Below are 24,464 nucleotides of genomic sequence, written 5' to 3' on the forward strand. Positions count from 1 at the left end.
ACACCGATTTTCAAAAATATGCAATCAGAGCCAATCAATTTTGATGATACAGCCACCGCATTTGCCTATCGAACAACAGGCGAATTGAGGAACTCTCATTTTGTATTTACTACGATGAGCAAACCATGGATGGTGAAGGTAGGTACAATGATGACCAATTGGGCATTAAAGCTGAAGCTTCCGGTAAAGGGGATCATAAAAAAAACGCTCTTCAATCAGTTTTGTGGTGGGGAATCTGTTAAAGATTGCGCCAGGACTATTAATCTTCTTGGAGATCACAATGTAGAGACCATACTGGATTATTCTGTTGAGGGATTGAACAATGAGGATGGATATAATGATACCAAAGAAGAAGCTCTTCGGGTGATTGACTTTGCATCTACGAACGATCACATTCCTTTTTGTGTATTGAAACTTTCGGGGCTGGGATCAACGGACCTGATGACGAAGGCTCAGAACAAAGAGCCTCTAACAGAAATCGAAAAGACAAAGCTTTATTATGCAGAACAACGTGTGGATGAAATTGTCAAGAAGGCCAGTAGCAAGGGGTTGATGGTAATGATTGATGCGGAGGAATCCTGGTTCCAAAGTTTTATCGACGGAGTTGTATACCGCATGATGGCGAAATACAATAAAGAACGCCCAATCGTATACAACACTTATCAGATGTATAGGCATGATATGTTGGATCGGCTGAAACGAGCACAGATTCAAGCGGAGGTAGATGGATACTATTTGGGAGCCAAATTGGTTCGTGGGGCTTATATGGAAAAAGAAAGAGATCGTGCTGAAGAGATGGAATATGGATCGCCGATCCACAAGAATAAAGAAGCAGCGGATAAAGACTATGATGAGTCTTTACGCTTTTGTATGGAGCATATAGACAAAATGGGGATTTGTGCAGGAACACATAATGAAGAATCCTGTAGGTTATTGACCCAGCTTATGGAAGAACAGAAAATATCGAACAAAGACAATCGGATATTTTTTGGACAATTATTGGGAATGAGTGATAATATCTCCTTTAAACTTGCAGATTTAGGATATAATGTGGCCAAGTATGTGCCTTATGGACCCGTGGAAAAAGTGCTTCCATATCTGTTCAGACGAGCAGAAGAAAACACCTCCATTGCTGGCCAAAGTGGGCGTGAATATACACTGGTAAAAAAAGAACTACGCCGAAGAAAGTCGGCTTAAAATACAATTTAAAAAAAGAGAATACGAGTAAATAATGCAGTTAAGCGAACAGGAAATCCAACGAAGAAAATCTCGCGAAGAGTTAATGGCCATGGGCGTAGATCCATATCCGGCCGAGTCCTTTGATGTGAATGTAACTGCGAAACACATCAAGAAAAACTTCGACAGCAGACCGGGAGATTATACAAACGTTTCCATCGCAGGACGGTTAATGAGTCGTAGAATCATGGGGTCTGCATCATTTGCAGAAATACAGGATTCAAGCGGAAGGATTCAGATTTACATCAGGCGAGATGATATCTGCAAAGGAGAAGACAAGTCCCTATACAATGAAGTCTTTAAAAAGAAGATGGATATAGGTGATATTATCGGTATCAAAGGATACGTCTTCAAAACAGAAGTAGGAGAGACCTCCATCCATGTGACGGAGTTGAAAATGCTCACCAAATCCCTTCGTCCGCTTCCGATTGTGAAAGAAACAACAGATGAGGAAGGCAATAAAAAGACATACGATGCATTCACTGATCCAGAGCAACGATACCGTCAGCGCTACCTTGACTTGATAGTTAATCCGGAGATCAGAGAAACATTTGTTCAGCGCACCAAGCTGGTAAATTCCATTCGAGAGTATTTAGCTGGAAAAGGATATTTAGAAGTAGAAACACCCATTCTGCAGCCGCTTTACGGTGGAGCAGCGGCACGTCCATTTAAGACGCACCACAATACGCTGGACATGACCTTGTATTTGCGAATCGCTAATGAATTATACCTCAAGCGGTTGATTGTTGGAGGATATGATGGTGTATTTGAGTTTGCAAAAGACTTTCGAAATGAAGGTATGAGCCGATTCCATAATCCGGAGTTTACACAAGTAGAGCTCTATGTGGCGTACAAAGACTACAATTGGATGATGGATACGATGGAGGAGATGATTGAGAAAGTAGCGATGGACTTACATGGTGACACAAAGGTTCAGGTAGGAGAAAACGTCATTGACTTTCAGCGACCATGGAAGCGATTTACCATGTTTGAGGCGATCGAGCACTTTACGAAAATTGATATCTCTGAGATGGATGAGGAGCAGTTGAGAGCTACGGCCAAGGAGCTTGAGGTTCCATTAGATGCGACCATGGCCAAAGGCAAAATCATCGATGAGATCTTTGGTGAGAAGTGTGAGCCGCTTTTGATTCAGCCGACTTTCATCACGGACTATCCTGTGGAGATGTCACCACTTACGAAGAAGCATCGATCCAAAGAAGGATTGGTGGAACGCTTTGAAGCGATTTGCAATGGCAAAGAGATCATGAACTCATATTCTGAGCTCAACGATCCTGTAGATCAGCGCGAACGATTTGAAGAGCAGCTGGAGCTAGGCAAGAGAGGAGATGATGAAGCCATGACACTTGATGAGGATTTCCTACGGGCACTGGAATTCGGTATGCCACCAACGGCCGGAGTAGGTCTTGGAATAGACAGGCTTTCCATGATTATGACCAATTCCAATTCAATCCAAGATGTACTTTTCTTTCCACAGATGCGTCCGGAGGTAAAGTCAAAAGCGGCTGAGCTGAGTGGAGATGAAAAATCTGTGTTTGAAATTCTGGAGAAAGCCGGCAAAATAGACTTGAATGGCTTGAAAGAGCAATCAGAGCTATCCAACAAAAAGTGGGACAAAGCCATCAAAAAGCTAACACAAGGAGGCTTTGCCAAGGTGGAAAAAACCGAAGAAGGACTGTTTGTGGAGGTCGTTTAAGATCGGTTAACATTCTTTCACTCGCTTTAACAGTCCCTTTAAGTTGAGTTTCGTTGATTGCAAACGAAACTCAACTTCATCATGCGACTACTCTTTACAACTATTCTTACTGCGTTAGTTTACACTTTTACTTTTGGTCAAATTAGAACAGCTGATAAGGTCAGAATTAAGGAGGCCAAGCGTATATCCAATCAATTCGGAGATTCCATCTGGAAAGACTTTAGTGAAGCACCATTCGCTATTTTGTTGGTAATGGATGACTATGAGTACCTCATTGAGCATTCCAGCCCACCAGGAGATTTTGAAGAAATAGGATATGACACTTTGATTGGGTCAAAGACTTATCGAAGACCTACTCAGATGAACAAAGGTTTTCTGGCTACTTTTCCTTTCGCAGGAATAAGCACGATTGTTATTGGAACTCCGGAAAACACAGGATTAAATTCCACCGAATGGATGATCACCCTTCTGCACGAACACTTCCACCAATATCAATATTCTTCACCAGGATATTTTAAAGATATCAATGCTTTAGACCTTGCGAATGGTGACGAGACAGGGATGTGGCAGCTGAATTACCCCTTTCCATACAATGACGTCTCAGTGATTGAAAAGTATGAGGCGTACGCACAGGCACTATACGATGCAGTAAACGCAATCGGGAAAACGAGCTGGAATGAAGCAAAAAAGAAATTCTTCAAGACCAGAAAGGCATTTAAAGCAGTGCTATCTGAAGACGACTATAAATACCTCTCATTTCAGTGGTATCAGGAGGGAATAGCCAGATACACGGAATATGCTTTTCTTGAAATGCTGAAAGAGTTTGAGGTGGCACAAGAGATCGAACAGCTGGAAGACTTTGTGTCATTTGAAGAGTATAAAAAATCGTTTTTCGAAAAGCATATGAAGAGCGTACTCAATCTTAAGCTTGAAGAAGTAGGTAGAGTAACCGTATATGACGTAGGCTTTGCGGAGGCTTTAATTCTGCGAGAATTTAACCCGGGATGGGAGGATAAATATCTCGATATCAAGTTTGACTTGGAGAAACTATACTGAAGTAAAATGATATAAGTGCTTTAGTACCTTTCGGAAAGGATGCTTAAGTATTTCGCTACCATCACCTCTCCCAAAAAGCGCTATAACTCGTATGACTGTTGCCTCTTGAGAGTAGACAAGACACCGTGCCGGAAAAAGCAATACAACTAATTACTACTAACGACTAGAGAGATGTAAGTTCGGAGCAGTGAGTGCAGTCTCCGAAGTTGTCGGTATCACTATCTAAGTTGTCGGTACTGCTTCCTGTAGTTCTTTTTAAAAGAGTTGCCGTTGGAGTCTTTGATGAAGTTGTTAATCCTTTCCGTTAGTTCGGTGAAAAGCTGACTCTGCTCAGTAGTTAGCTTTCAAAAGTTGTTAGGCAGTCCTTATTGGTTGGTCCGCCTGAATAGGAAAAAAGTAGAATTAGCAGAGAAGTATATCGAAGCTTAAAATTGGCTCTAACGCTCAGGTAAAATGAGTATGCGCCCCATTTGCTAGATTCAATTAAGTTTCTATTTAGTAAATACTTTTCCAAGTGCTCAGTTCGCATATTCATTTTTAGCATTTGTTAGGGCTTGTTTATTCCGTTATGGATAGCGTTCGTAAAATTCCTCATAGTCGTATCTTCCAATTTGAGTTAGCAGGTTCACTAGTTCAGGGTTGTCTCGTTTGTTCAGTAGATACCGAGTCTTATCAGTATGTTTAAAGATGATGTAGTCTGACATTATTTCCTTTTTTCCTTCTTCTTCTTTTATGAAGCAGGAAATTTCAAACTCTCCTAAATCCTTGTATTCATTGTTGAACTTCATTCTCAAATAAATCCATTCAGGGGTTCCAACTTCTCTGTCTCTTAGATATTGAAAGTCTAGCGAGTCGAAATCTGCTTTGTTCAGCAAATCAAATATCTGTTGAAACTTGCTTCTGACTCCTATTTCATCCATGTCCTCCAAGTCTCCCGAAACTGCGTAATATCCTATTTCATTACGGTATTTCTTGTTGTTGCCTTCTCCTCCGTCATACCAAATTCTAAACCAAGACAAATTGTACACTTTCCCAGCGGCTGATTCAAGGCGAAGTTCCCGCTGAAGCTTGTAAAATTGCAGTTTGGCGCATTCGTGCTAGCAACTGTTATGGGTAGTTTTGACTAGTATTTCCCCAAATTTTCTGGGCTTAATTTCGTGTTTTCAGTGTTCAAAATTGCTAGAATTGGGCTGTACTTTTCACGGTTCATTGGGTTCGCTTTTTTTTGTAGTTCTGTCAAAAGTTGTAACACATGCTCAAGATCTCCTTCCTCTTTCGTTGAGTACAATGTATGTGGATTTAGAATCAAAAATCCATCTATATCCTTTCTGACAATTTTTAAAATCTCATCGTTCCAAAAGGTTTTGTGTTGATTAAATACTTGTTCGAGTGTTTTGTTGAGGGCAGATGAAATGATAACCCTTGATGATTTTGCATGACTCTGCTCTAGTCGATATGTTTTAATGAATGAAGGTCCAATAATTTCCTTTTCGTTCCAGAAAATATGACCACAGTCGGCTGCACCTCTTAGGGTAAAGCCAGCTTCTAGTGCGTTCCTCCAAATTGTTGAGATTGTATCAAAAAATGAAATTGTTCCAAGAAGCATATCACCATAAATTGGAGATTCTTCAAATCCAAATGAGACAATAATGCTGTCTGAGACTGTTTGGACTCTACAACGATACTTTCTTGTGCCACTCTTGTCTGTGTTACCTCTGTCTAGTTCTACATTTGAGTGAATTGGTAGGTTTTCTTTTAACTCAAGCAGCTTGTCGAGAGGACTGTTGTCAGTGTCGTTCCAGTTCTCAAGATGTTGTTAGAGAATCCAAGAATATCAAGAAATGCAATTAGTCCAGTTCCCTTGAATGAGTTGATATTCCCTAGTTCCATGCTCTATTACCCATAACGTCCAACTAAAATGAGTATGCGACCCAGTTGCAAGAAGCATGAAAGTCTCCGTTTCGTAATGTCCTTTCAGATGGCTCAGTTCGCATATTCATTTTAGTGTTTGTTAGCAACTTTCAATTTATTTGTTCAGAATAATTTTTCTAGTATAATGGTCTCCTAATTTCAAAATGTAAGTTCCTTTTTTAAATTCTGCTAAGTTTAAATTGATAGGAAACGAATCTACCACTGCAGTCATCAGCATCCTACCGGTTAAGTCCATTAATCTTACGGGAATTTCTCCCTCCAAGGAATAATTAATGGTGATTACACCTTCAGTTGGATTTGGAAATATCTGAAAATGGATAGGCTCTTCTTCGATATTTAGTGGAATTTCATTGCTTACTCGAGCTCCTGATCCGTCATCAAAATAGAAATACTGTTTAGGTCCATAACCAGCAAATGTTTTATGACCTTTAGCTTGTACTTCTACTTGAATTTGCATTGAGTGATCCAACCAAGATTGAATTGAATCAAGAGGTAAGAACCTTGTATTGCTTGAATAAAATTTTTCATTTGAAAGATTACCTACTTCCTTCAATTTAAATTCATATTCAACGTTATCTTCTCCTAACCCATAGGTTGCGACACTGTCAGTTATTTCAAAAGTTTCGTTTTGATATTGAGTTTTTAACTCTAGTTCAAGGTCATCGATGTAAATTTCACTAGCTAATCCATACTCATTAAAAATGGGATGGTCAGGAATCCTTACAAGGACATAATATAATGTATCTTCTACTAGATAATCTGATTGTTTATATAGGTCTACAGTGCGAGTGGACGGATAAACATATCTAACACTGTCTGGATAACCTTTTTTGACGAATTTGAATTTGTAGCTGTTTTCATATCCAGGAATGTCATAGGTTGATACCTCCATATCAGATACATTGATGGTATCATTTTGATCTTGCGGTTTAAGAGATAATGGGAAACCACCAGATGCATCTAAATCATCTGAGTAAGCCCAGACGTCATCAATGTAGAGTACTTTGAGTTTATCCTTGGAAGTCGTATTAGTTTGACAATTCCACCAATTTGATTTATACAACCCTAGCTTGAAATTGAAGTTTTCAGAGCAATTTGCGGTGATGACATTTGCTGTATCAAACTTAATTGTACCATTTTTCCAAAGTTTTATGAAACCTTCATTGTCTTCACTTAACAAAAAGTTGATTTTCCAGGTAGTCCATTCATTCTTTGAAACTGGTGAGATCTCCTTCTCTAATCCTCCTAGCTGATCAATCCTTAAAATCCAGGTACTATCAATTATTTGTAGAGATATGGGAGGATTATTCGCATTACATGAACCTGGAATATGAAATTGAGTTAGAATTTCATTGTTTTGAGATGAATCAAGTTCATAATCGGTATCTAAAAACATCTTCCATGAAAACCAGTATTCTATGTCATTTTGATAATTGTGATCGGTTGTTTTTAACTCAATCCTTTTCATTTGATTGATGTAGTATTTACTTGTTTGGCAAATACTGCTATCAGGATGGAATCGACCCGGCATCTGTACTCCACAGTAGAGGTCAAGGCCTTCATCATAGGTACTCGAATAATAGGTAGTGTCATTTACTACGCTATCTATACGATTACTTAATTCAAATTCAGTTAACGGGCCACAAGATGAGTTGGGACCATCCCACCGATATGAATTGAAATACTCTGAACTGACTCGTTCTATTGTTAATTTGGCAACTTTATTATTTGAATCAACTGGATCGGTACAGAACTCGATTTGCTTAAATTTTTCCCAATCATCAATAGTGTCATTTTCTGATATATCTACATGATTTAGGAAATGAGAACTCCAAATAGAATCATTTTCTAAGTTTGAAATTTCGATGTAGTCGAATTGATCATAGAAATAAGCTTGTTGAGCTGTCAGTATATTTGTAAGTATTAGGAGTAATGGGAGTGTAGAAATTTTTTTCATATACAGAAAGTATGGTTGCTAACGCTCAGATATGGCGCTGTGGCCTCCGAGCTTAATTAATACCGATAAAAGTAGCTTATCTGCCGGTGCATTCAAAGTATCAGACTCGCACTGCAATTAGAAAGATAAAAACTCCCACGAGTAGGAGATTGTAGAAAGCACTACAGTTTCTTGGCGGCAGATCAGCGGGATGTTTAGCAGACACATTGCAGATGACTAAGTAAGGCCATGCGGCCATATCGTATGTTAGTGAGCCTCTTTTAGAGTTCATCTTTATCAGTTGGTCTAGGCCACAGAGATGTTACCCAACCTCCGTTATTTACATTGTTAGTTAGCTTACCTGTCCAAAAGTCAACTGTTGTTATTCCAAATTGACTATCTATAAATGGAATCCACTTTGAATCTTTAATTGCATCCTCAATTAAGTTGGTATGTTGAGAAGTTAAGTTGCTTTTTTTAAGTTCTATATCTCGAACAGTTCCGTCACTACCTAAAAGAATCTTGAACACCGCTTTTCCTTCATAATTAATGCTATCAACTAGCCGTTCTAGAGGTTCATTGTCAAAAGGAGAAATTTGGTTCGGAAAGCCTTCTACTCTGTATTCAGTTGATCTAAGAGTTGCTTGATTATATTCTACTGTGGGTCGAAATGATGTTATGTAAACACCACAACTGCTTAATAAGAAAGAGGTCAAAACTAAAAGATATGGTTTCATTTGGGATACAGATATGCTCACTAACGCCTAACTATCGGTTTGTGTGCCCACAGCTGGCAGAAAGCACTAATGTAGCGGAAGTGCACCAGAAGCACAACGGTTTCCAAATGGCACTGCGCTCTGAAAGTCAAAATCCAGAACCACAGAAGTTGCTAAAGGCGATGAAGTATCAGAAGGTGCACTGGAGCGGACGAATCCCGATAAAACTGGCAAAGAGGCATTTTGGCACATAACCGATAGTGACTGTTAGCGGTATGTTTTATCTCAATCTTGAAGCGAAGTGGTTTAATTGTGATTGGCTAATGTTGTCAAAAACCTCTTTAATTGAATCCACTTGTTCTGAAGTTAATTTGTTTCCAAGATCGTTAAAAGAATTAACTGGTCTTCCAGAATTATAGGCTTCAAAGATTGCCTCAGCTAAACTTCGGTCCATCCCTAGAATGTTAATTTTTTCTTCTGGTCTAGCCACGCTCAACACACGTTCTATACAATATTCAGCACATTTTCGAGGAAATGGAACAGATAGACAATCGTCAGAATTACATTCAGCCATAATATTACATTAATGAATTAAACATTTAAGTTGTTCACCGAAAAGTCGCCAAACAAAATACAAGATCAACCAGAGTCCGTAAATCACCAATGCCCAGTTGAAACATAGGATCTGATTAGAATATTGGATGTTTACTTTTATGAGTATTTTCTTCAAATCTTTAATATCGTTGACGTTCAAGGTTGCTGCCATTTTGCGACCTGTAATTCGCTTGCTATAGGAAATGGAAATTGCTAATAGTATCCAGCCGATCACAAAAAGTAGATATGAATATTTAAAGTATTCTTCTTTAGGCTGAACATACTCTCCGTTCATAAAAACTATCAACGACCCGCCTATTACACTAAGTGACCAGGTTGTTATTCGACTTGAACCTTGTTCGATTGACCCAATTGTTTCCAGTAGTTTCTTTTGTCCTCTCTGTTCCAGATTCTGTAAATCCTCATCAAGTTTACGTTTTAAGTATTTCGTTAAAGTTCTAATGAAGTCCAACATATTCTCAATCTGGTAGGTATTACCGCTAACGTCTCGCTAAGCGGCGGTTTGTCCACACTTAGCTTGAAAGCACTAAAAGTAACGAAGGTGCACCATCCCTCAAAAGCTATCCCGAAGAAAATGCGTTGTGAAAGATTAATTCCAGAAGCACCACAGTTGCTAAGGCTTAATCAACTTTCAGAAGATGCGCCGAAGTGGGACAGTTGCAGATCAGGTTGTGAATAGCACGCTGACAAATGCCGCTTAGCAACTGTTAGAGGTAGTCTTTAGATGCTTCCTAAATATCTTCCCAAATATTCTCCGTTCTGGAACTTCCAGACAAGCATGTAATGACCAGCACCATCACTGTTATAAAATCTGATCATGTATGTTCCGTCCTTTTTGTAAAAGAATCTTGCTGTATTTTTTCGAAATTCGAATAGGTCTCGGTAAGCGTCCTTAGGAAATTTGTAAGTTTTGTCGTTAATCTTGAGTACTGCTGATTTCACACCTTCTCTGGGCATGTATCCATCTGTTCCTTGTGGGTATTTACCATCAATCGCTGTTATGTATCCTCGTTCGTCTCGAATGATCTCATGTTTTGTACTATCAAATTGTTCAAACTCTAGTTGGAAGAATATTCCGTTTTTGTTGAGAGTTAATACAGATCCATTCTGAGATAGTTCAAATCCTTGGATTTCAGGAAGAAAGTCCAAATCCTTAATTCTACTTTTATGCATCCATCCAACTAAAGCTTCTCTTGATTCTGGATTCCATTTGTAGACTTTCCTCCAGTTAGGTATGGTGTCATAGTCTAAATCCCAAATTTGGAACACTTCGTTATCATAAAACTTACCTAGTATCTTGCTGTTAGTTGTCGGTTGTTCACGGACGTTAGTATATCCGTCTGGGTCGTTAATAATGCCGAGCCATTGCGCCTGAGTTAGGCCAGCAATACAAATAAGCAAGATGGAAAATGTAGTTCTCATATAGATTTGATCGGAGCGATGATTACCTCTAACGTCTATGTATGGTGAGTGCGCTTGCACTTTCCAATATCACTAAAGTATCCGGTTACTCCGAAAGTTGAAAATAGCTCGAAAGCGCATTCACTATACATTTTGTTAGGTTTTCGTGTTTTTCTTCGTCCTTGTTAGTTCGATCGTCAACGCTGTGGGACGGCCATACTCTTTGGGAGGTTTTGGTTCAGAGTTGGATTTAGCGACCTGCCAAAGTGTATGGTTGCTTATTTCCCCCGATTCAGCCTTCTGTTCGAGAGTCTTGTCCATATACTGTTTGCATAGTCAACTTCTTCATCAGTTAATCCGTAGTTCTTTTGCAAAATCTCTTTATTTGTTAGTCCCAATATCTCTCCAATTGGCTTCTTCTCTCTAATAGAGCTATCTATAAGATTAAGGAGTTTGGAGTTATTCTCATGATAGGGAAGTAAAATTCTTTCCGTTTCATTTGGCATTAGTTCAAGGACACCCCCTCCATGACTTCTGCCTGATACTTCGGCAAAAGCCAATGAAAGCGAATTGTAATAACTAGCAGTAAATGCTTTGAGGTTAGTTCCTGATCTTAGGAACACTCTATGCATTGTATCTGTGGTATAAGCTTTTGCTTCATTAATAATAAGCTTAGGATAAATATTATTTCTGCGAATAAATAGGGCATCAGAAATTTTCAAGGATGGCACTACAAACCAGTCATCCCTTATGCCACATTTATATCCTTTATGAATTTCAAGTTCCTCTCCATGTTTAATATACTTGATAGCTCCGTTTGTCTTTTTAAGATTCTTACTGTCAGGAAATACTAGCAAATGGGCTTTTGCTTTTGAATATTTGTTCTTAAGCCAATCATCATTATTGAAAATTACACTATTCACTTGAACACTTCTACCGACCATAGGTCTTGCATAGTCGTCAAGATCATATTCTTCAACAGTAGAAAGAGGCACTGTAAAAAAGTCATTTGATCCTGTCGTAATTCCAACTTCTACGTTAGCGTATTTCCCAATAGTGGGTATTCTTCTATCCTCTGCGACATTTTCAAGGAAATCAATCTCTTTCTGATCTAAAAAATAAAATGTCCACTTATTTGATTTGAAGTCAATTCGTTTTTGAGGAAACTTCAATCTATACAGATCCAAATTCTTTAATTCAGTCGAATCCTTAAGCTCGATATGTTCAATGTTATGATCTTTAGATTGGTCTTTTTCGCATAGCAATAGAACAACTTCTTGCTGTATATCTGGAAATACAAGCTTTTCAAATGATATTATATTGATCTTATTATAAAAATGCGCAAGAAAGGTTCTCAACTGTTGCGCATATGAAACTTGTAGAATTTCCGCTGGAAGTACAAACCCGATTTTCCCACCTGATTCTTTTAAAAGTAGAGAAGAACCTACTACAAATGATACCCAGGCATTGGTCAATTTGGAATATTTGAGGCCAGCTTTAATAAAAATATCCTCTGCCGCAATTTGCTGAGATTTGTCAAAATATTGGTAACGTATATAAGGTGGATTTCCAATTATTAGATCGAATCTTTTCTTTGAATTGATGCAAAAGGTATGAAAATCTTCGTTTCGTATTTCTGCCTTTGACAACTCTATTGATTTGGCTTTTGCGGCTTCAATCGGATCATACTCAACTGCTGTGACAGAGTTGTAAACAAAACCCTCAGTTTTAAGACTTTTTAAAAAATTTCCATCACCACAGCTGGGCTCAAGAATATCACAATTTGAACTTCCGTTAATTGCCCATTTTAGAATGAAGTCAGTGATTGGTTTTGGAGTATAAAAACCACCTCTTAATTTTTCTTCCGATGCATTCTCAATTAACCTCATTCTTTTATCATTTCATTTTTGCTTCTATAGGCCACCTTTTCTTCTGCAACTTTTAAAATCTGTTGAGCTTGTTGATTGTATTTTTTAACTACCTGATTGACAATTTGATCACTTATCATACTAACATTCAGCTCAGATTCTGAGACTTCAAAGATTTGGGCAAGCTTATGGATAATATTAACGTTTGCTTTTCTAGTTCCTTTTTCAATCTTTCCCAGCATAGAAGTATCAATTTCTAAGAGACTAGAAAGTTCTTTGAGAGTCATTTTTTTTGATTCTCTGAGGTTTCTTATTCTTTCACCAAAGCTTTGTTCCATAAACTATTTGGACTGAAGTTGTCCAAATATAAGAACACTATAGTTAGCATGCAAACACTATTGAAGATTAACTGATTTCTAAAGTAAAGAAGTTCTCAGGGCCTTGATTCTTGTAAAGTTTTGCAGAAGATCCAATCAATTCTCTTTTAGCGACAATCTTTTTGGTTTCACCCCAACTAACGGAGGTCATAGAGTTTTTTTGACGGTAAGAGGCAGTATCAGTTTTCGTGTTGTGTGTCAGAGCTAATGAGAAGACACCATGGTCTTTCCCTTTAATTATTATTTGGAAAAGTGCTGATGCTCGTTCAAGATGTGAAAAATTAGTTTTAGTATCCCTGATCCAATTTATAGAAGCAAATGCATCATCTCGGAAGAAGTGTCGTTGATCTATATTTTCGGTTTTTCCTTTTTTGAATAACATTGATCCTGTTGGATTAGTATTTGATCCAGTAGGGATGTTCAAATCTCTCTCTGTTAGCGCACCACTTTCCCAGATGAAATGCCTTACTAATTTTCCTGTATCCTTTAAATTCCCAGTGAGTTCCAGCTCTTCTCTCATGGTAGGTCCATCAGTAGAAGCTGTTGACTTAGGCTTTAGTTTATCCCATGGAATTTTGGAAGATTTTCTATCCGGGATTTTCTTATTTCTCTTTTCTTTCGATTCTGAGGAAGCTATTTTCTTTCCGTGTTGTTTTGATCTGCTGATTTCGCTTGGTACAATTCCATCTTTAACTAAGTCTGAAATTAAATCTTGATCCAGTTTAAACAGGTTGGGATCATCAAGATCGATAATCGACTTAAAATAATTTTTTAAATCTTTTAAGATTTCTAGCCCTTCCTGATCGTCATTTTTAAATTGAACCAAAAGGGAGCTTTCGATATTACTGAATAAGCCTTTTCCAGTAAGATTTGATGAACCAATTATAAGACACGTATCGTCCTTTCCCTCAAAGAGATAAATTTTAGGATGAAATATTGGTGATTCCCTTTGGTAGAAAACAAAGCTATTGACATCAAGTTTGAGAATCTCCTCTAATGCCTCTTTCGAAGTGCCGTTTTGATCAACACCAACTATGATATTTAAGTTAGAGTAAAATTTCTTTGCTTGTTCAAGTGAGTCCAACAATTTCACCCCCAAGGGACTCGCAAATGCCGAAATGCTAAAAAAGCTGGTGTAGGCATTATCAGCTAAATATTTATTAATGTGAACTCCAACTGAGTTTGGGGATTCGTCTGTAAATCCTTGGCCTAAAAATGTAACCTTCATTGCTTTTCAAGATTTTTGAACAACTCTGAAACTGAAAGCTTCAATGCAGAGGAGATTTTATCTATGTTTTCCAAGGTGATGTTTTTTTCACCTCGCTCAATCATTCCAATGTATGTTCGATGTAGGCCTGCCTGATGTGCTAGCTCTTCTTGAGAAAGTTTTAGTTCTGTTCGTCTTACTCTTACTACTACCCCAAAGGATTTCGATAACTCTATGTTCATAATGAATACTATAGTTATCACAAAGCTATCAGTGAAGGAAGTTAAAGGCTACATACTATAGTTAGCATATTTGCAATTCTCCTTGCGTTAGGCTACTCGCCTGCGCAAAGTGTGGGTGGGTAAAATTCAGGCTCTTTTGGTTTTTCAGGGTTGCTAGTTGCGCGTTGGTAAAACCAAATGTGCCTGAATGTGCGGTTGGTTTTTCTACGTCACGGCATGAAACCTAACACCAAGCTAGCAGGAGTGAGCCCCGAACTTGGCAGAAAGCACTAAGATAGCAGAGCTAGCCAACACCTACAACGGCATCAACGAAGAACTGCGTTGAGAAGAGAAAATCCAGAAGCACGAGTATTCTTGGAGAGATGAAGTTTCAGAATGGCTGGTGGAGCGGTGAAGATCAGATGAAATTGGCAGAAAAGCACTTAGGCTCATTCGTGCTAGCAGATGTTAGAAAGCGTTTAGTCATTGCAGTAGGTGCCTAGTACAATAACATTATTCATGTTGGCTATTTCATTCCTCATTGAGTTCCATCTCTCAAGCTGTTCTGTGGTAGCTTGTTTGTTAGCAGGATCCCAGCAAGGCTGTTGTTCTCTGTTAAGCAGTTCAATTAACGGTTCAAGTTCCGCGTGATGAGAATATTCATAAACTGTAAATCCACAGGGAGAATACCGACATCCTGTAACATTGTAAATGTTTATTGGTTCTTTGTTCCAGAATTCGTTCTCAGAAGTTAAAGTTGACACGATATAAACTCCTAAATCACGTCTACTACCAATTATATCTTTAATTGAAATTTCTTTTATTGATCCTACCTTAATTTTCACAAAGTCATTTTCATTAACGTATCCAAGTATATAGTCATACCCATTAATTTTTAGTGGAATCCTGGTTGCATACTCGTATGATTTAACTCGAGAGTAGTTAGTCTTGATGAGGTTCAAAAAATGATCATCCTCAACTTTATTCTCCATTGTTAGCATGAAGGAATTGGGTTTTTTGAAAGAGTTATCTCTAACATAATATCCATCTAGTTCAATGTAAGTTGTTAGGGAAGAATCGTTTTGGAGTTCAATGTCGCACTTCAAGTAGAAAACGGGAGAGTAATCAGCTTTGGAAGTCAAAAAAGCTAGTAGAAAAAATAGCAGGATTAGAGTTCTGTGCATAGTGCTTTCTAACGCCAAGCTAGCAGGAGTGCGCCCCGAACTCGGCAAGTTCCGATAAAACTAATGAATCTGCCGGTGCTTCCAAAGTATCAAGAAAGCACTGCGTTCAGAAAGATGAAAAATCCTGCGAGCTGCACTCAATAGAAAGCTCCGAGCTTTCCCAGCGGCTGATTCATGGAGATGTTTCCACCGAAGTTCGCAAAATGGCAGTTGGCGCATTCGTGCTAGCAATTGTTACCTTGAGTTCTTTTCAAGCCATTCTTTAATTTGATCAAAGGTGAGTTCTCCTTTTGATATTGAGATAACAAGTTGATACTTCTGTTCTTGGTTGGCTGCAATGTCTAAGTGTTCGTTCATGAGTAGGAGTCGAGCGAGAACGTATCCAGTTCGTTTATTGCCGTCAGTGAACGGGTGATTCTTGACTATGCTTTCAAGGATTGCTGCGGCTTTATCAATTGGAGTGGGATAAAGTTCATTACCGTCAAAAGTTTGGTATGGTCGGTTCAGAGCTGAATCCAATAGTTCTTTATCTCTAACTCCGTTAGATCCACCAAATTGTTCAATTAGAATTGCATGTATTTCTAAAACTTCCTTTTCTGAGATCATTGAGCCAGTCTTTCTAGCAGTTCTTTATCCTCAGTTAAGATTGTTCGCAAGTTTTGAGTAAGAGAAACAGACTTAGTTGACTTTCCTTGCACAGACTTTAAATAGTCGAAAACCTCCTGAAGCACTTGTTCAGGGGTATTCTCTAAGAGTTCGTTAATTGCGGTCTTTACTTCTTCTCTGCTCATATATCAAAGATACGAAATATGCAGAAAAATTGTTCAGTGCGAAAATTCAAGGTAACACCAAGCTAGCAGGAGTGAGCCCCGAACTTGGCAGAAAGCACTAAGATAGCAGAGCTAGCCAACACCTACAACGGCATCAACGAAGAACTGCGTTGAGAAGAGAAAATCCAGAAGCACGAGTATTCTTGGAGAGATGAAGTTTCAGAATGGCTGGTGGAGCGGTGAAGATCAGATGAAATTGGCAGAAAAGCACTTAGGCTCATTCGTGCTAGCAGATGTTAGAAAGCGTTTAGTCATTGCAGTAGGTGCCTAGTACAATAACATTATTCATGTTGGCTATTTCATTCCTCATTGAGTTCCATCTCTCAAGCTGTTCTGTGGTAGCTTGTTTGTTAGCAGGATCCCAGCAAGGCTGTTGTTCTCTGTTAAGCAGTTCAATTAACGGTTCAAGTTCCGCGTGATGAGAATATTCATAAACTGTAAATCCACAGGGAGAATACCGACATCCTGTAACATTGTAAATGTTTATTGGTTCTTTGTTCCAGAATTCGTTCTCAGAAGTTAAAGTTGACACGATATAAACTCCTAAATCACGTCTACTACCAATTATATCTTTAATTGAAATTTCTTTTATTGATCCTACCTTAATTTTCACAAAGTCATTTTCATTAACGTATCCAAGTATATAGTCATACCCATTAATTTTTAGTGGAATCCTGGTTGCATACTCGTATGATTTAACTCGAGAGTAGTTAGTCTTGATGAGGTTCAAAAAATGATCATCCTCAACTTTATTCTCCATTGTTAGCATGAAGGAATTGGGTTTTTTGAAAGAGTTATCTCTAACATAATATCCATCTAGTTCAATGTAAGTTGTTAGGGAAGAATCGTTTTGGAGTTCAATGTCGCACTTCAAGTAGAAAACGGGAGAGTAATCAGCTTTGGAAGTCAAAAAAGCTAGTAGAAAAAATAGCAGGATTAGAGTTCTGTGCATAGTGCTTTCTAACGCCAAGCTAGCAGGAGTGCGCCCCGAGCTTAGCAAGTTCCGATAAAGCTAATGAATCTGCCGGTGCTTCCAAAGTATGTATAATGTAGTGCGTTCAGAAAGAGAAAAATCCTGCGGGCTTAAGTCAGTAGAAAGCACTGACTTTTCCCAGCGACTGATTCATGGTGATGGTTGCACTAAAATCTGTAAAGTGGCAGTTGGCGCATTCGTGTTAGCGCTTGTTATAGGGCTTTAGTGGCTAAAGCAGTCCTCAGTTTCACGAATTTTGGTCTTATCTAATATCGTCAATTTTCCGTCCTTCGTTAGTTGGGCCTTGAATGAGTAGTCAGTGTCAGGGCATGAAACCCAATCGTACATATAAAGGAGGTAATCTCTTTCCCGTTCAAAATATGAGTTGGTAATAATGGTGTCAGAGTTGTGATAAAGTTCGTTAGCCCGACAAAAGAGTAGGACTTCTTCAATGTTATCAATATCTCCGATAAAGGATTGAAGTTCTTGATCACTATCTATCACTTCAACAGAATCCTCTTCAGTTAAAGCGACTATATAGCTACCACAAAAGTGGTCGGGACAGTTAAAAAACCCATATTCGGCAGTTACACCTTTAAGTCTTTCTGAATACGTTGAGCTATCTCCGATAGAAGTTACATAAGAGTTCACGTCATATCCATCCGCAGTTCGAACTTCGAAGTACAGGTATTCTTTCATCGGAATTATCTTATCGTACAATTCCTTTCTATCGAAGTTGTTGTACTCAAATTCGGTGAAGTTGCTAATATCAAAATTCATGTCATCAGGCACAGGTTGCTGTTGAGCAGTAACTCCTGTTCTTCCAAGAGTCAAAGCAATAGTTAGTAGATAGAAGTGGAGAAATTTCATTTTGCTCAAATGCCCTATAACAATTATATAAACGTAATATAAAAAATACGCTTGTACACAGCTTGTAACCATGTTTTTTTTGATCAATGCCGTTTTAACCTCCAAATTGGTGGGTAAATGAGAATTCCCGATTTCCGTATGATATTAGAGGTTAAAAGATACTCCTCGAATACCATCAATACTTATGTAAGTCAGTTAAGAACTTTGTCAAAACAAATTGACCGATCAATAGATCGTATATCGGAAAAAGAACTCAGAGATTGTGTTTTTCATTTGATCAGTCAAAGACAATATTCACGATCAGCTCAAAAACAACTTTTGGGAGCATTGAAACTCTACTATTCAGAGATCCATGGTATAGACTTGAAACTTGATTTTTTATTGCCTCATAAGTCTTCTTTCGTCCTTCCAGAGGTCTTGAGCAAAGAAGAGGTTTCAAGAATTCTTTCCATTAGAATGAATACCAAACACAGGGCAATCATCTCATTATTATACAGCGCAGGTTTACGAATAGGAGAAGTCATCAATTTACAAATCAAGTCCATTGATTCTGACAGAATGAAAATATTCATTAAAGGCGGGAAAGGAGTAAAAGACCGCTATGTTCCTCTTTCCGGTAAGCAATTGGCATTGCTCAGAGCTTACTATAGAGAACATAAACCGAAAGATTACTTATTCGAAGGTCAAAATAAAGAATCCAAATACAGTGCTTCCAGTGCTAATAAATTTATCAAGAGGTACGCAATAAAGGCGGGGATAAAAAAGAAAGTTTCTTCTCACATATTTCGTCATAGTTTTGCTACGCATCTCTTAGAGGATGGGATAGATGTACGAATTATTCAAAAACTACTGGGTCATAATAGCGTAAAGACAACAATGCTATATACACATGTTGCAGAAGCTAAATTACTCTCTATTGAGAGCCCGCTCGATACACTAGACTTCTAACAAAAAAAGACCATCTTCCGACGATCTTTTCTCCTTATGATTCTTTTCGATTCCTGCTACACCAGCTCCGGCATCGGTGTATAGAAAAATTGCTCCAATACCACTTTTCCATTTTCTACTTTGTATACGCACACCTCATCCATATCTATTGGGTGGTCCATACCTTTCATCGTAACATTGGTTTTCATAGTGATGGTAAAGAAATTCTCCGCTACCAGAGGATCCGAGATTTCACTGCTGTGAAACTCACTCACCATTTCGTTCCATTCCTTCCCTTTTTTCGCTATCGCATCAAAGCCTTGAACGGTGCCCCAAGGTGCACCTTCTGGCTCCTTGCTTACAATATCAGGGGAATAGAGTTCCTGAAATACCTGCTCGAACTTGCCCTCCCGGCACAGCTCGACTAAACGTTTTGCTACTTCTTCTGTTGTCATAATTATGTGTTAGAGTTGAACATGAGGTAAAGAAATTGGTTAGAGTGACAGCCCTATGTCACTGGTTTGTCGAAATATGAAAAAATGTATATTGGTCGTGGGGGAAATTTTCCGAACTTGCCTAGTTCTATGCGCCTCGTAATTGGATGTATTTGTTGTTTACTCCTTACTCAAGTCCAGGGTCAACTATTGGATGTGGCCAAGGCCGAGTATTTATACGTGCCCGGCAGCAGTAGCAATTTTGAATATCACCGCCAGGAATTTGAAGTGAATGTTCCTTTTGAAGTAAAAGAGGGAGGATACCTGTTTGTTGGTTTCGACTACAGTCGGATCGTATTCAGATTTCAGGAAACGGAGGATTCCTACGATAAGACGCATGCGGAAAACTTTCAGTCCATCGACCTGAACCTCACCTATACGTTTGAAATGAAAAATAACTGGCGCTTTGGACTTCAGCTCTCGCCTTCAATCAACAGTAATTTTCAGGATGGAATTACTTCGGATGATTTCCTCATGAATGGAGTAGCGGCATTCATCAAAACGAAAGATGGTTCGGAAAGCAAAAAACGAAACCGGCTTATTATTGGATTGGCCTACTCTACCATTTCCAGGGTTCCTATTCCATTTCCTTTTATCAATTACTACAGAAAATTTCATCCGAAATGGTCCTATACCATCGGAGCTCCTTATTCCAATATTCAGTATCACGCATCTGAAAAAAATCGATTTAAAATACATGCGGAAGGCGATGCGTTCAATGCACACATTCAGGAGGACATTCTAGTTGAAAATTTTGGAATTGCGGATCGCATCAGGGTGTTTATCATCAACGTGGGCTTCCGATACGAGTACAAATTTTCCGAGCACATAGAATCGTACTTGGTACTTTCCCGCACGGTCTTCTCAGACCTGCAATTGAGAAAAGGAAAAGACATGATTTTTCAGCCGGGATTGGACAATGCCATGTTTTTCCGATTGGGCGTTCGCTGCAAAATCTAGCTATCGCCAGAAGGTAGAAAGGAACGCTCGCCAGAACTGTGGCCGGTTCAATGAAAACATCACTTTAAAATCCTCCCGAAGCGAACTCTCTTCATCAAGGAATCTAAACACCGACTGAATGGGCGGTTTGGTGTACAGCTTAGTGAAGATGTCTTCCCCCAGATCGTTGCGAGAAGACAGGACATTCAGGAAGATGGAATCATACCTTCTGAATCGTGAGGTTCCAATGCCTTTTTCAGGTCGCTTTCCACGCTTGATGTTTTCTACCATCATTGTTGAATAGCGATCTGCATTTTTGAATGAATACCCTGAGGATGGTCGCACCCAGCCTCCTGCAGTCCCGATCTTGGTGATGTACTTGGTGTGATGCCTATGAAATGGGTAGTCCGACATGGGAATTACTCCTTGCTCAACTTCTTTGATCTGATAGTTGCCGGTTGCTAAATACTTCTTGATGTATTCGTTGAGATAGGTGTCGTATTCGTCATCCGGAAGCAGCTGATCATTGAACAGCGTAAATTCTACCAATGCCATGTTGGAAGAAAGTGGCAGTACATACGTGAAGCTGGTGCTGTCTTTCCATTTCAGCCGGTAGTCCATCATGGTGAAAGTCTCAGGATCGAAGATCGGATTTTCCGTCTCGATAAACCAACCTTTAAAATGCTGAACCAATGAATGATACTTTTCCTTCTTCTCTTGAAATTCCAAAGGAATGCGACTGTCAAAAATGTGTGTAGCGTGATAGTTTCCTTCTAGACCCTTGATCTCTTGTACTTCAATATCAAGAACCTCGTCTTTCACCCAATCTATCGAATCTGATTTTAAAAGTGCTGCCTTGGCATATGCATAGAAATCTGCCGACCGCACCATCTTATATCGGTAGGGAGAGAGATTGAAATCAATGGTTTCTTTTGCATTGAAAAACAAGCCATGCTTCCAGGTTTGTGTTGCCAGCTGATCCCAGAGTGTTTCACCTTGCTCCCAAAAGCACCACGTGCGATCGTTGGCCACCTTGTCATCTTTATCGAGCAGCAGAATACGCTTTCCAGAAAAAAAATCATCATTGATCATTTTCAACGCGAGCTGTAATCCAGCAGCTCCAACACCTACAATTGCATAGTCGTATGTGGCTTGGTCCATCTTGGCTTAAATATAAGAAGCCCTGCTTTCGCAGGGCCACAACCACTAACTTTCACTAACCTATTTTGTTTATGCTAATGGTTTAATTCTGAACACTCATAACCAAAACGTTCCAGAATTACCGCAATGTTCTCGCAAGAGAAGATGGTTGATTCCACCTTCAGCACACGTTCCCAGTCTTCCAGATCCACAGACCAGCGTTTGATGGAGTTGATCTGGCTGAATACCTGATTTACTCGTGCAACATCTCTTTTGGTTTTGATATTGCTTTTCAATATCAACACATTGATTTCTTTTTCTGATCTGGTAAGTGTTCTCATAGCTATTAAAATTGGATGCGATACATGACATCAGGGAAAAATCCGATCTGATCAACCACATTGACCTGGTCGGTCACCTGATTATATCTTCTTACAAATTCATTTTTTCTATTGGTCAAATTTTGAAAGTCAACAAAAAACTGGTGTGAGACTTTCTTCCTGTTTAGTCGAACCCCAAATTTTGCATCCCAGCGGAAGTACTGTCCATACCTTTCACTAAATGCCACATCATCCTGACGCACTTCTCTACCTAAGTTGTCCCGAGTCGCATCTACATCTATTGGAGTAAATGGTCTTCCGCCGGCGGTCGTTACTTTGGTGTCAAATGTCCAGGCATTCTGTCCATTGGGACCAAACTTCCATTCCTTCCCGAATAGCACATTCAATACATAGTTGTTATTGAATACCGTGTTTCGCAGCACTCCATCACTGCCTTCATATTGTGACTCAAATACAGAGGTCGTTAAAAGCATGTAATAGTTCCGGCTAAAGAATTTTTCAAGAGTGATTTCTGTACCATAGTTGAATCCGGTACCATCACTAACCAATGATCCCTTCTCTTCGAAGATGAAATCATTTCCTTCATTAAGAACTGAATAGCTGGATGCCGATTGTTCTACCGGCACATCAAAAATATCCTGGTAGTATACTTCAGCTTTTAGCCTCCAGTCTGTACCCAGATTGCGATCCATTCCCAGCACAAAGTGATGTGCTTTGATGAAGTCAAGATTTTGGTTTGTGCGGACAGTGTTTCCTGGTGATACTTCTTCCTGATAGAAAAGTACAGGGGAAGGTACCGCCTGGCCGTGTAGTCCGTATGCTAAGCTCCATCGTTGAATAGGCGTCTGTTGCCAGCTTATCGCAGCTCTTGGTTCAAGGATAAACTCATCCATGAATTGGTGATATTGAGAATGTAATCCGAAGGTGGTAGAAAGATCATCCGTCAGTTTGTATTCAGCCTGACTATATACCTGAAGCAGGTTATAGTTTTCACTTACGTTGGTATTGGTAAGGAAATAATCCGGCACGCCATCGTTATTTGCGTCTGGTATAGATACGCGATCGTCTCGGTCTTCTGCAAAGAGATCAAGATTATAGGTCTCATTTAAAAATCCGGCTCTTAGGTTCCATCGTGCGCTGAATTTTGCGTTCAAAGTTGAGGTGATGGTGTACCGATTTTCTCTATTTCTTACGTTGGTCGCTCGATACTTCCCAATGAGCTCATCGTTTTGATCAAGCATTCGGTTGTCTTGCAGATATTCATTGAAATTGGTTGAAGCGCCCAATGAGGACTTGAGGTAAGTGTTTTTACCCAAGCGAATGGTATGCGCCATCCCAATCATTCCCAGTTCATTTTGAACAAATGCGTCCTGCTCTGGATTTGCGAATAAGTCTGTGTCGTCAATATCATCACCCAAAAAGTCGATGTTACTCTTACCTCCCAATCCAAAAATTTCAAATCGGCCAAGTTTGGTATCTCCAAGGTTTGCCTTGAAAGAGATGTCCTGATAGAATGGAATGGCTGACGTACCTGTGGCAGCCAGACTCGCAATTCCGTAGCGATAGGAAGTGACAAATGAAGAGTTGTTTTTCTTGCTGATCGGACCTTCAGCCATAAACTCAAGTCCACTAAATGCAGAAAGCTGGCCAGTGAATTCGTATTTGTCCGTGTTTCCGTTTCTGAAAAACACGTCAAAAACTGCTGCATTGGCATTGCCATACTCAGCAGGGAAAGCCCCGGTAAGGAAATCTGATGTACGAAGCAGGTTTGTATTTAAGGCATTTACAGGCCCGCCGGTGGTGCCTTGAGTGGCAAAGTGGTTCGTCGTTGCGATTGGAATGCCTTCAATTCTCCACAACAGTCCGATAGGAGAGTTGCCTCTAACCACTATGTCATTTCGAGCATCATTGGTTGCATTTACACCTGCAAATGAGGTAGCTAGTTTAGCCACGTCATTTCTTCCACCAGAAAATCGTGTGACTTCCTCCAGGCTAAAGGTACGTGCACTGACTTTGGCCATGTCATTAATCGGCAGATCTTTGTCAGCATCTGCCGTTACCACAACCTCTTGCAGGCTTTCAACAGACTCTTCTAAGAGCACACGTAAAATCACTTCTTTTCCAGAAGTGACGAGTACGTTTGGAAGCGAAATGCTTTTATACCCGATGTAGGTCACAGCAAATGTCTGTCTCCCAACCGGGACATTTTCAATTCTGAATTCTCCGTTGACGTCTGCCACTGCACCTTGCACAGGGTCGGAACCGACCAGCTGAATGGTGGCGCCAATGAGTGGATATTCCGCTTGAGCGTCCAGGATAATTCCTTTAACAGTTTGGTCCTGGGCAACGCTTGCAAGTGAAACAAGGATTCCGAGGATTGTAATGATAGCTTTCGAATTTTTCATTGTTTTGAGTATTGATTTCGACGGCTAACCTATAAGTAGAGACTTTGCTTGAAAACGATATTCTGTGTCAGACAGCTCGAAA

General features: G+C 39.4%; 25 protein-coding genes. 6 read left to right on the forward strand and 19 right to left on the reverse strand.

The window, feature by feature from the left end; all coding sequences use genetic code 11:
• Positions 1 to 18: 18 nt before the first annotated feature.
• The 3 genes from ACL8WY_RS14160 (at position 19) to ACL8WY_RS14170 (ending at position 4,006) form a co-directional block, all read left to right on the forward strand.
• Positions 19 to 1,197 carry a proline dehydrogenase family protein gene (locus tag ACL8WY_RS14160; RefSeq protein WP_436515405.1) on the forward strand — a complete coding sequence of 393 codons (1,179 nt, stop codon included), beginning with the start codon at positions 19 to 21 and terminating at the stop codon, positions 1,195 to 1,197.
• A gap of 34 nt (positions 1,198 to 1,231) precedes the next feature.
• Positions 1,232 to 2,950 carry a lysine--tRNA ligase gene (lysS, locus tag ACL8WY_RS14165; protein ID WP_436515406.1) on the forward strand — a complete coding sequence of 573 codons (1,719 nt, stop codon included), beginning with the start codon at positions 1,232 to 1,234 and terminating at the stop codon, positions 2,948 to 2,950.
• Positions 2,951 to 3,031: 81 nt separating this feature from the next.
• A complete protein-coding gene (locus ACL8WY_RS14170; RefSeq protein ID WP_436515407.1) occupies positions 3,032 to 4,006 on the forward strand; it encodes a hypothetical protein in 975 nt (324 codons plus the stop codon).
• Positions 4,007 to 4,572: 566 nt separating this feature from the next.
• Here ACL8WY_RS14170 and ACL8WY_RS14175 read toward each other — a convergent pair.
• From ACL8WY_RS14175 to ACL8WY_RS14190, 4 genes are all read right to left on the reverse strand, one after another.
• Positions 4,573 to 5,025: a hypothetical protein gene (locus tag ACL8WY_RS14175; RefSeq protein WP_436515408.1), complete on the reverse strand. Its 453-nt coding sequence runs from the start codon at positions 5,023 to 5,025 to the stop codon at positions 4,573 to 4,575.
• A 104-nt stretch (positions 5,026 to 5,129) separates the two neighbouring features.
• Positions 5,130 to 5,612 (reverse strand): hypothetical protein, encoded by a 483-nt coding sequence (locus tag ACL8WY_RS14180; protein ID WP_436515409.1) that lies wholly within the window; start codon positions 5,610 to 5,612, stop codon positions 5,130 to 5,132.
• A gap of 420 nt (positions 5,613 to 6,032) precedes the next feature.
• Positions 6,033 to 7,895, reverse strand: a complete 1,863-nt coding sequence (locus tag ACL8WY_RS14185; RefSeq protein WP_436515410.1) for a heparin lyase I family protein — start codon at positions 7,893 to 7,895, stop codon at positions 6,033 to 6,035.
• A 260-nt stretch (positions 7,896 to 8,155) separates the two neighbouring features.
• Positions 8,156 to 8,611 carry an energy transducer TonB gene (locus ACL8WY_RS14190; protein WP_436515411.1) on the reverse strand — a complete coding sequence of 152 codons (456 nt, stop codon included), beginning with the start codon at positions 8,609 to 8,611 and terminating at the stop codon, positions 8,156 to 8,158.
• On the opposite strand from ACL8WY_RS14190, the gene ACL8WY_RS14195 reads away from it, so the two are divergent.
• A complete protein-coding gene (locus ACL8WY_RS14195) occupies positions 8,602 to 8,844 on the forward strand; it encodes a hypothetical protein (RefSeq protein ID WP_436515412.1) in 243 nt (80 codons plus the stop codon). The genes ACL8WY_RS14190 and ACL8WY_RS14195 overlap by 10 nt on opposite strands.
• A 329-nt stretch (positions 8,845 to 9,173) precedes the next feature.
• On the opposite strand, the gene ACL8WY_RS14200 is transcribed toward ACL8WY_RS14195, so the two are convergent.
• The 11 genes from ACL8WY_RS14200 to ACL8WY_RS14250 form a co-directional block, all read right to left on the reverse strand.
• Entirely contained in the window at positions 9,174 to 9,659 is a 486-nt protein-coding gene (locus ACL8WY_RS14200; protein WP_436515413.1) for a hypothetical protein, read from the reverse strand.
• A gap of 266 nt (positions 9,660 to 9,925) precedes the next feature.
• Positions 9,926 to 10,627 (reverse strand): SH3 domain-containing protein, encoded by a 702-nt coding sequence (locus tag ACL8WY_RS14205; protein ID WP_436515414.1) that lies wholly within the window; start codon positions 10,625 to 10,627, stop codon positions 9,926 to 9,928.
• A 257-nt stretch (positions 10,628 to 10,884) separates the two neighbouring features.
• Positions 10,885 to 12,495, reverse strand: coding sequence for an Eco57I restriction-modification methylase domain-containing protein (locus ACL8WY_RS14210; RefSeq protein WP_436515415.1), 1,611 nt, complete (start codon positions 12,493 to 12,495; stop codon positions 10,885 to 10,887).
• Entirely contained in the window at positions 12,492 to 12,812 is a 321-nt protein-coding gene (locus ACL8WY_RS14215) for a helix-turn-helix domain-containing protein (protein ID WP_436515416.1), read from the reverse strand. The genes ACL8WY_RS14210 and ACL8WY_RS14215 overlap by 4 nt, the downstream gene beginning before the upstream one ends.
• A 67-nt stretch (positions 12,813 to 12,879) precedes the next feature.
• Entirely contained in the window at positions 12,880 to 14,079 is a 1,200-nt protein-coding gene (locus ACL8WY_RS14220) for a phospholipase D-like domain-containing protein (protein WP_436515417.1), read from the reverse strand.
• On the reverse strand, positions 14,076 to 14,300 hold the full coding sequence (locus tag ACL8WY_RS14225; RefSeq protein WP_436515418.1) for a helix-turn-helix domain-containing protein: 225 nt from the start codon (positions 14,298 to 14,300) through the stop codon (positions 14,076 to 14,078). The genes ACL8WY_RS14220 and ACL8WY_RS14225 overlap by 4 nt, the downstream gene beginning before the upstream one ends.
• Before the next feature lie 458 nt (positions 14,301 to 14,758).
• Positions 14,759 to 15,463, reverse strand: coding sequence for a hypothetical protein (locus ACL8WY_RS14230; RefSeq protein ID WP_436515419.1), 705 nt, complete (start codon positions 15,461 to 15,463; stop codon positions 14,759 to 14,761).
• Positions 15,464 to 15,697: 234 nt separating this feature from the next.
• The gene (locus ACL8WY_RS14235; protein WP_436515420.1) at positions 15,698 to 16,069 is read right to left on the reverse strand and encodes a type II toxin-antitoxin system death-on-curing family toxin; all 372 of its coding nucleotides are present in this window, start codon (positions 16,067 to 16,069) and stop codon (positions 15,698 to 15,700) included.
• The gene (locus ACL8WY_RS14240) at positions 16,066 to 16,254 is read right to left on the reverse strand and encodes a hypothetical protein (RefSeq protein ID WP_436515421.1); all 189 of its coding nucleotides are present in this window, start codon (positions 16,252 to 16,254) and stop codon (positions 16,066 to 16,068) included. The genes ACL8WY_RS14235 and ACL8WY_RS14240 overlap by 4 nt, the downstream gene beginning before the upstream one ends.
• Before the next feature lie 286 nt (positions 16,255 to 16,540).
• Entirely contained in the window at positions 16,541 to 17,245 is a 705-nt protein-coding gene (locus ACL8WY_RS14245; RefSeq protein WP_436515419.1) for a hypothetical protein, read from the reverse strand.
• Between the two features lie 243 nt (positions 17,246 to 17,488).
• Entirely contained in the window at positions 17,489 to 18,136 is a 648-nt protein-coding gene (locus ACL8WY_RS14250) for a hypothetical protein (protein ID WP_436515422.1), read from the reverse strand.
• A gap of 117 nt (positions 18,137 to 18,253) precedes the next feature.
• Here ACL8WY_RS14250 and xerA point away from each other — a divergent pair, with 117 nt between their 5' ends.
• Positions 18,254 to 19,084, forward strand: a complete 831-nt coding sequence (xerA, locus tag ACL8WY_RS14255) for a site-specific tyrosine recombinase/integron integrase (RefSeq protein WP_436515423.1) — start codon at positions 18,254 to 18,256, stop codon at positions 19,082 to 19,084.
• Between the two features lie 56 nt (positions 19,085 to 19,140).
• Here xerA and ACL8WY_RS14260 read toward each other — a convergent pair whose 3' ends face one another.
• Complete coding sequence (locus ACL8WY_RS14260) at positions 19,141 to 19,518, reverse strand: SnoaL-like domain-containing protein (RefSeq protein ID WP_436515424.1); 378 nt, start codon at positions 19,516 to 19,518, stop codon at positions 19,141 to 19,143.
• 129 nt (positions 19,519 to 19,647) lie between these two features.
• Between ACL8WY_RS14260 and ACL8WY_RS14265 the strand changes: the two genes are divergently transcribed.
• The gene (locus ACL8WY_RS14265) at positions 19,648 to 20,517 is read left to right on the forward strand and encodes a DUF6268 family outer membrane beta-barrel protein (RefSeq protein WP_436515425.1); all 870 of its coding nucleotides are present in this window, start codon (positions 19,648 to 19,650) and stop codon (positions 20,515 to 20,517) included.
• Here the strand turns inward: ACL8WY_RS14265 and ACL8WY_RS14270 are convergent, their stop codons facing one another.
• From ACL8WY_RS14270 to ACL8WY_RS14280, 3 genes are all read right to left on the reverse strand, one after another.
• Positions 20,518 to 21,657, reverse strand: a complete 1,140-nt coding sequence (locus ACL8WY_RS14270; protein ID WP_436515426.1) for a lycopene cyclase family protein — start codon at positions 21,655 to 21,657, stop codon at positions 20,518 to 20,520. It lies immediately after the preceding gene.
• A 74-nt stretch (positions 21,658 to 21,731) separates the two neighbouring features.
• On the reverse strand, positions 21,732 to 21,977 hold the full coding sequence (locus ACL8WY_RS14275; RefSeq protein WP_436515427.1) for a hypothetical protein: 246 nt from the start codon (positions 21,975 to 21,977) through the stop codon (positions 21,732 to 21,734).
• Positions 21,978 to 21,982: 5 nt separating this feature from the next.
• Entirely contained in the window at positions 21,983 to 24,382 is a 2,400-nt protein-coding gene (locus tag ACL8WY_RS14280; protein ID WP_436515428.1) for a carboxypeptidase-like regulatory domain-containing protein, read from the reverse strand.
• Positions 24,383 to 24,464 lie beyond the last annotated feature (82 nt).

Origin of the sequence: Ekhidna algicida, assembly GCF_051379705.1 — a bacterium.
In the GTDB taxonomy this organism is placed as follows: Bacteria; Bacteroidota; Bacteroidia; order Cytophagales; family Cyclobacteriaceae; genus Ekhidna.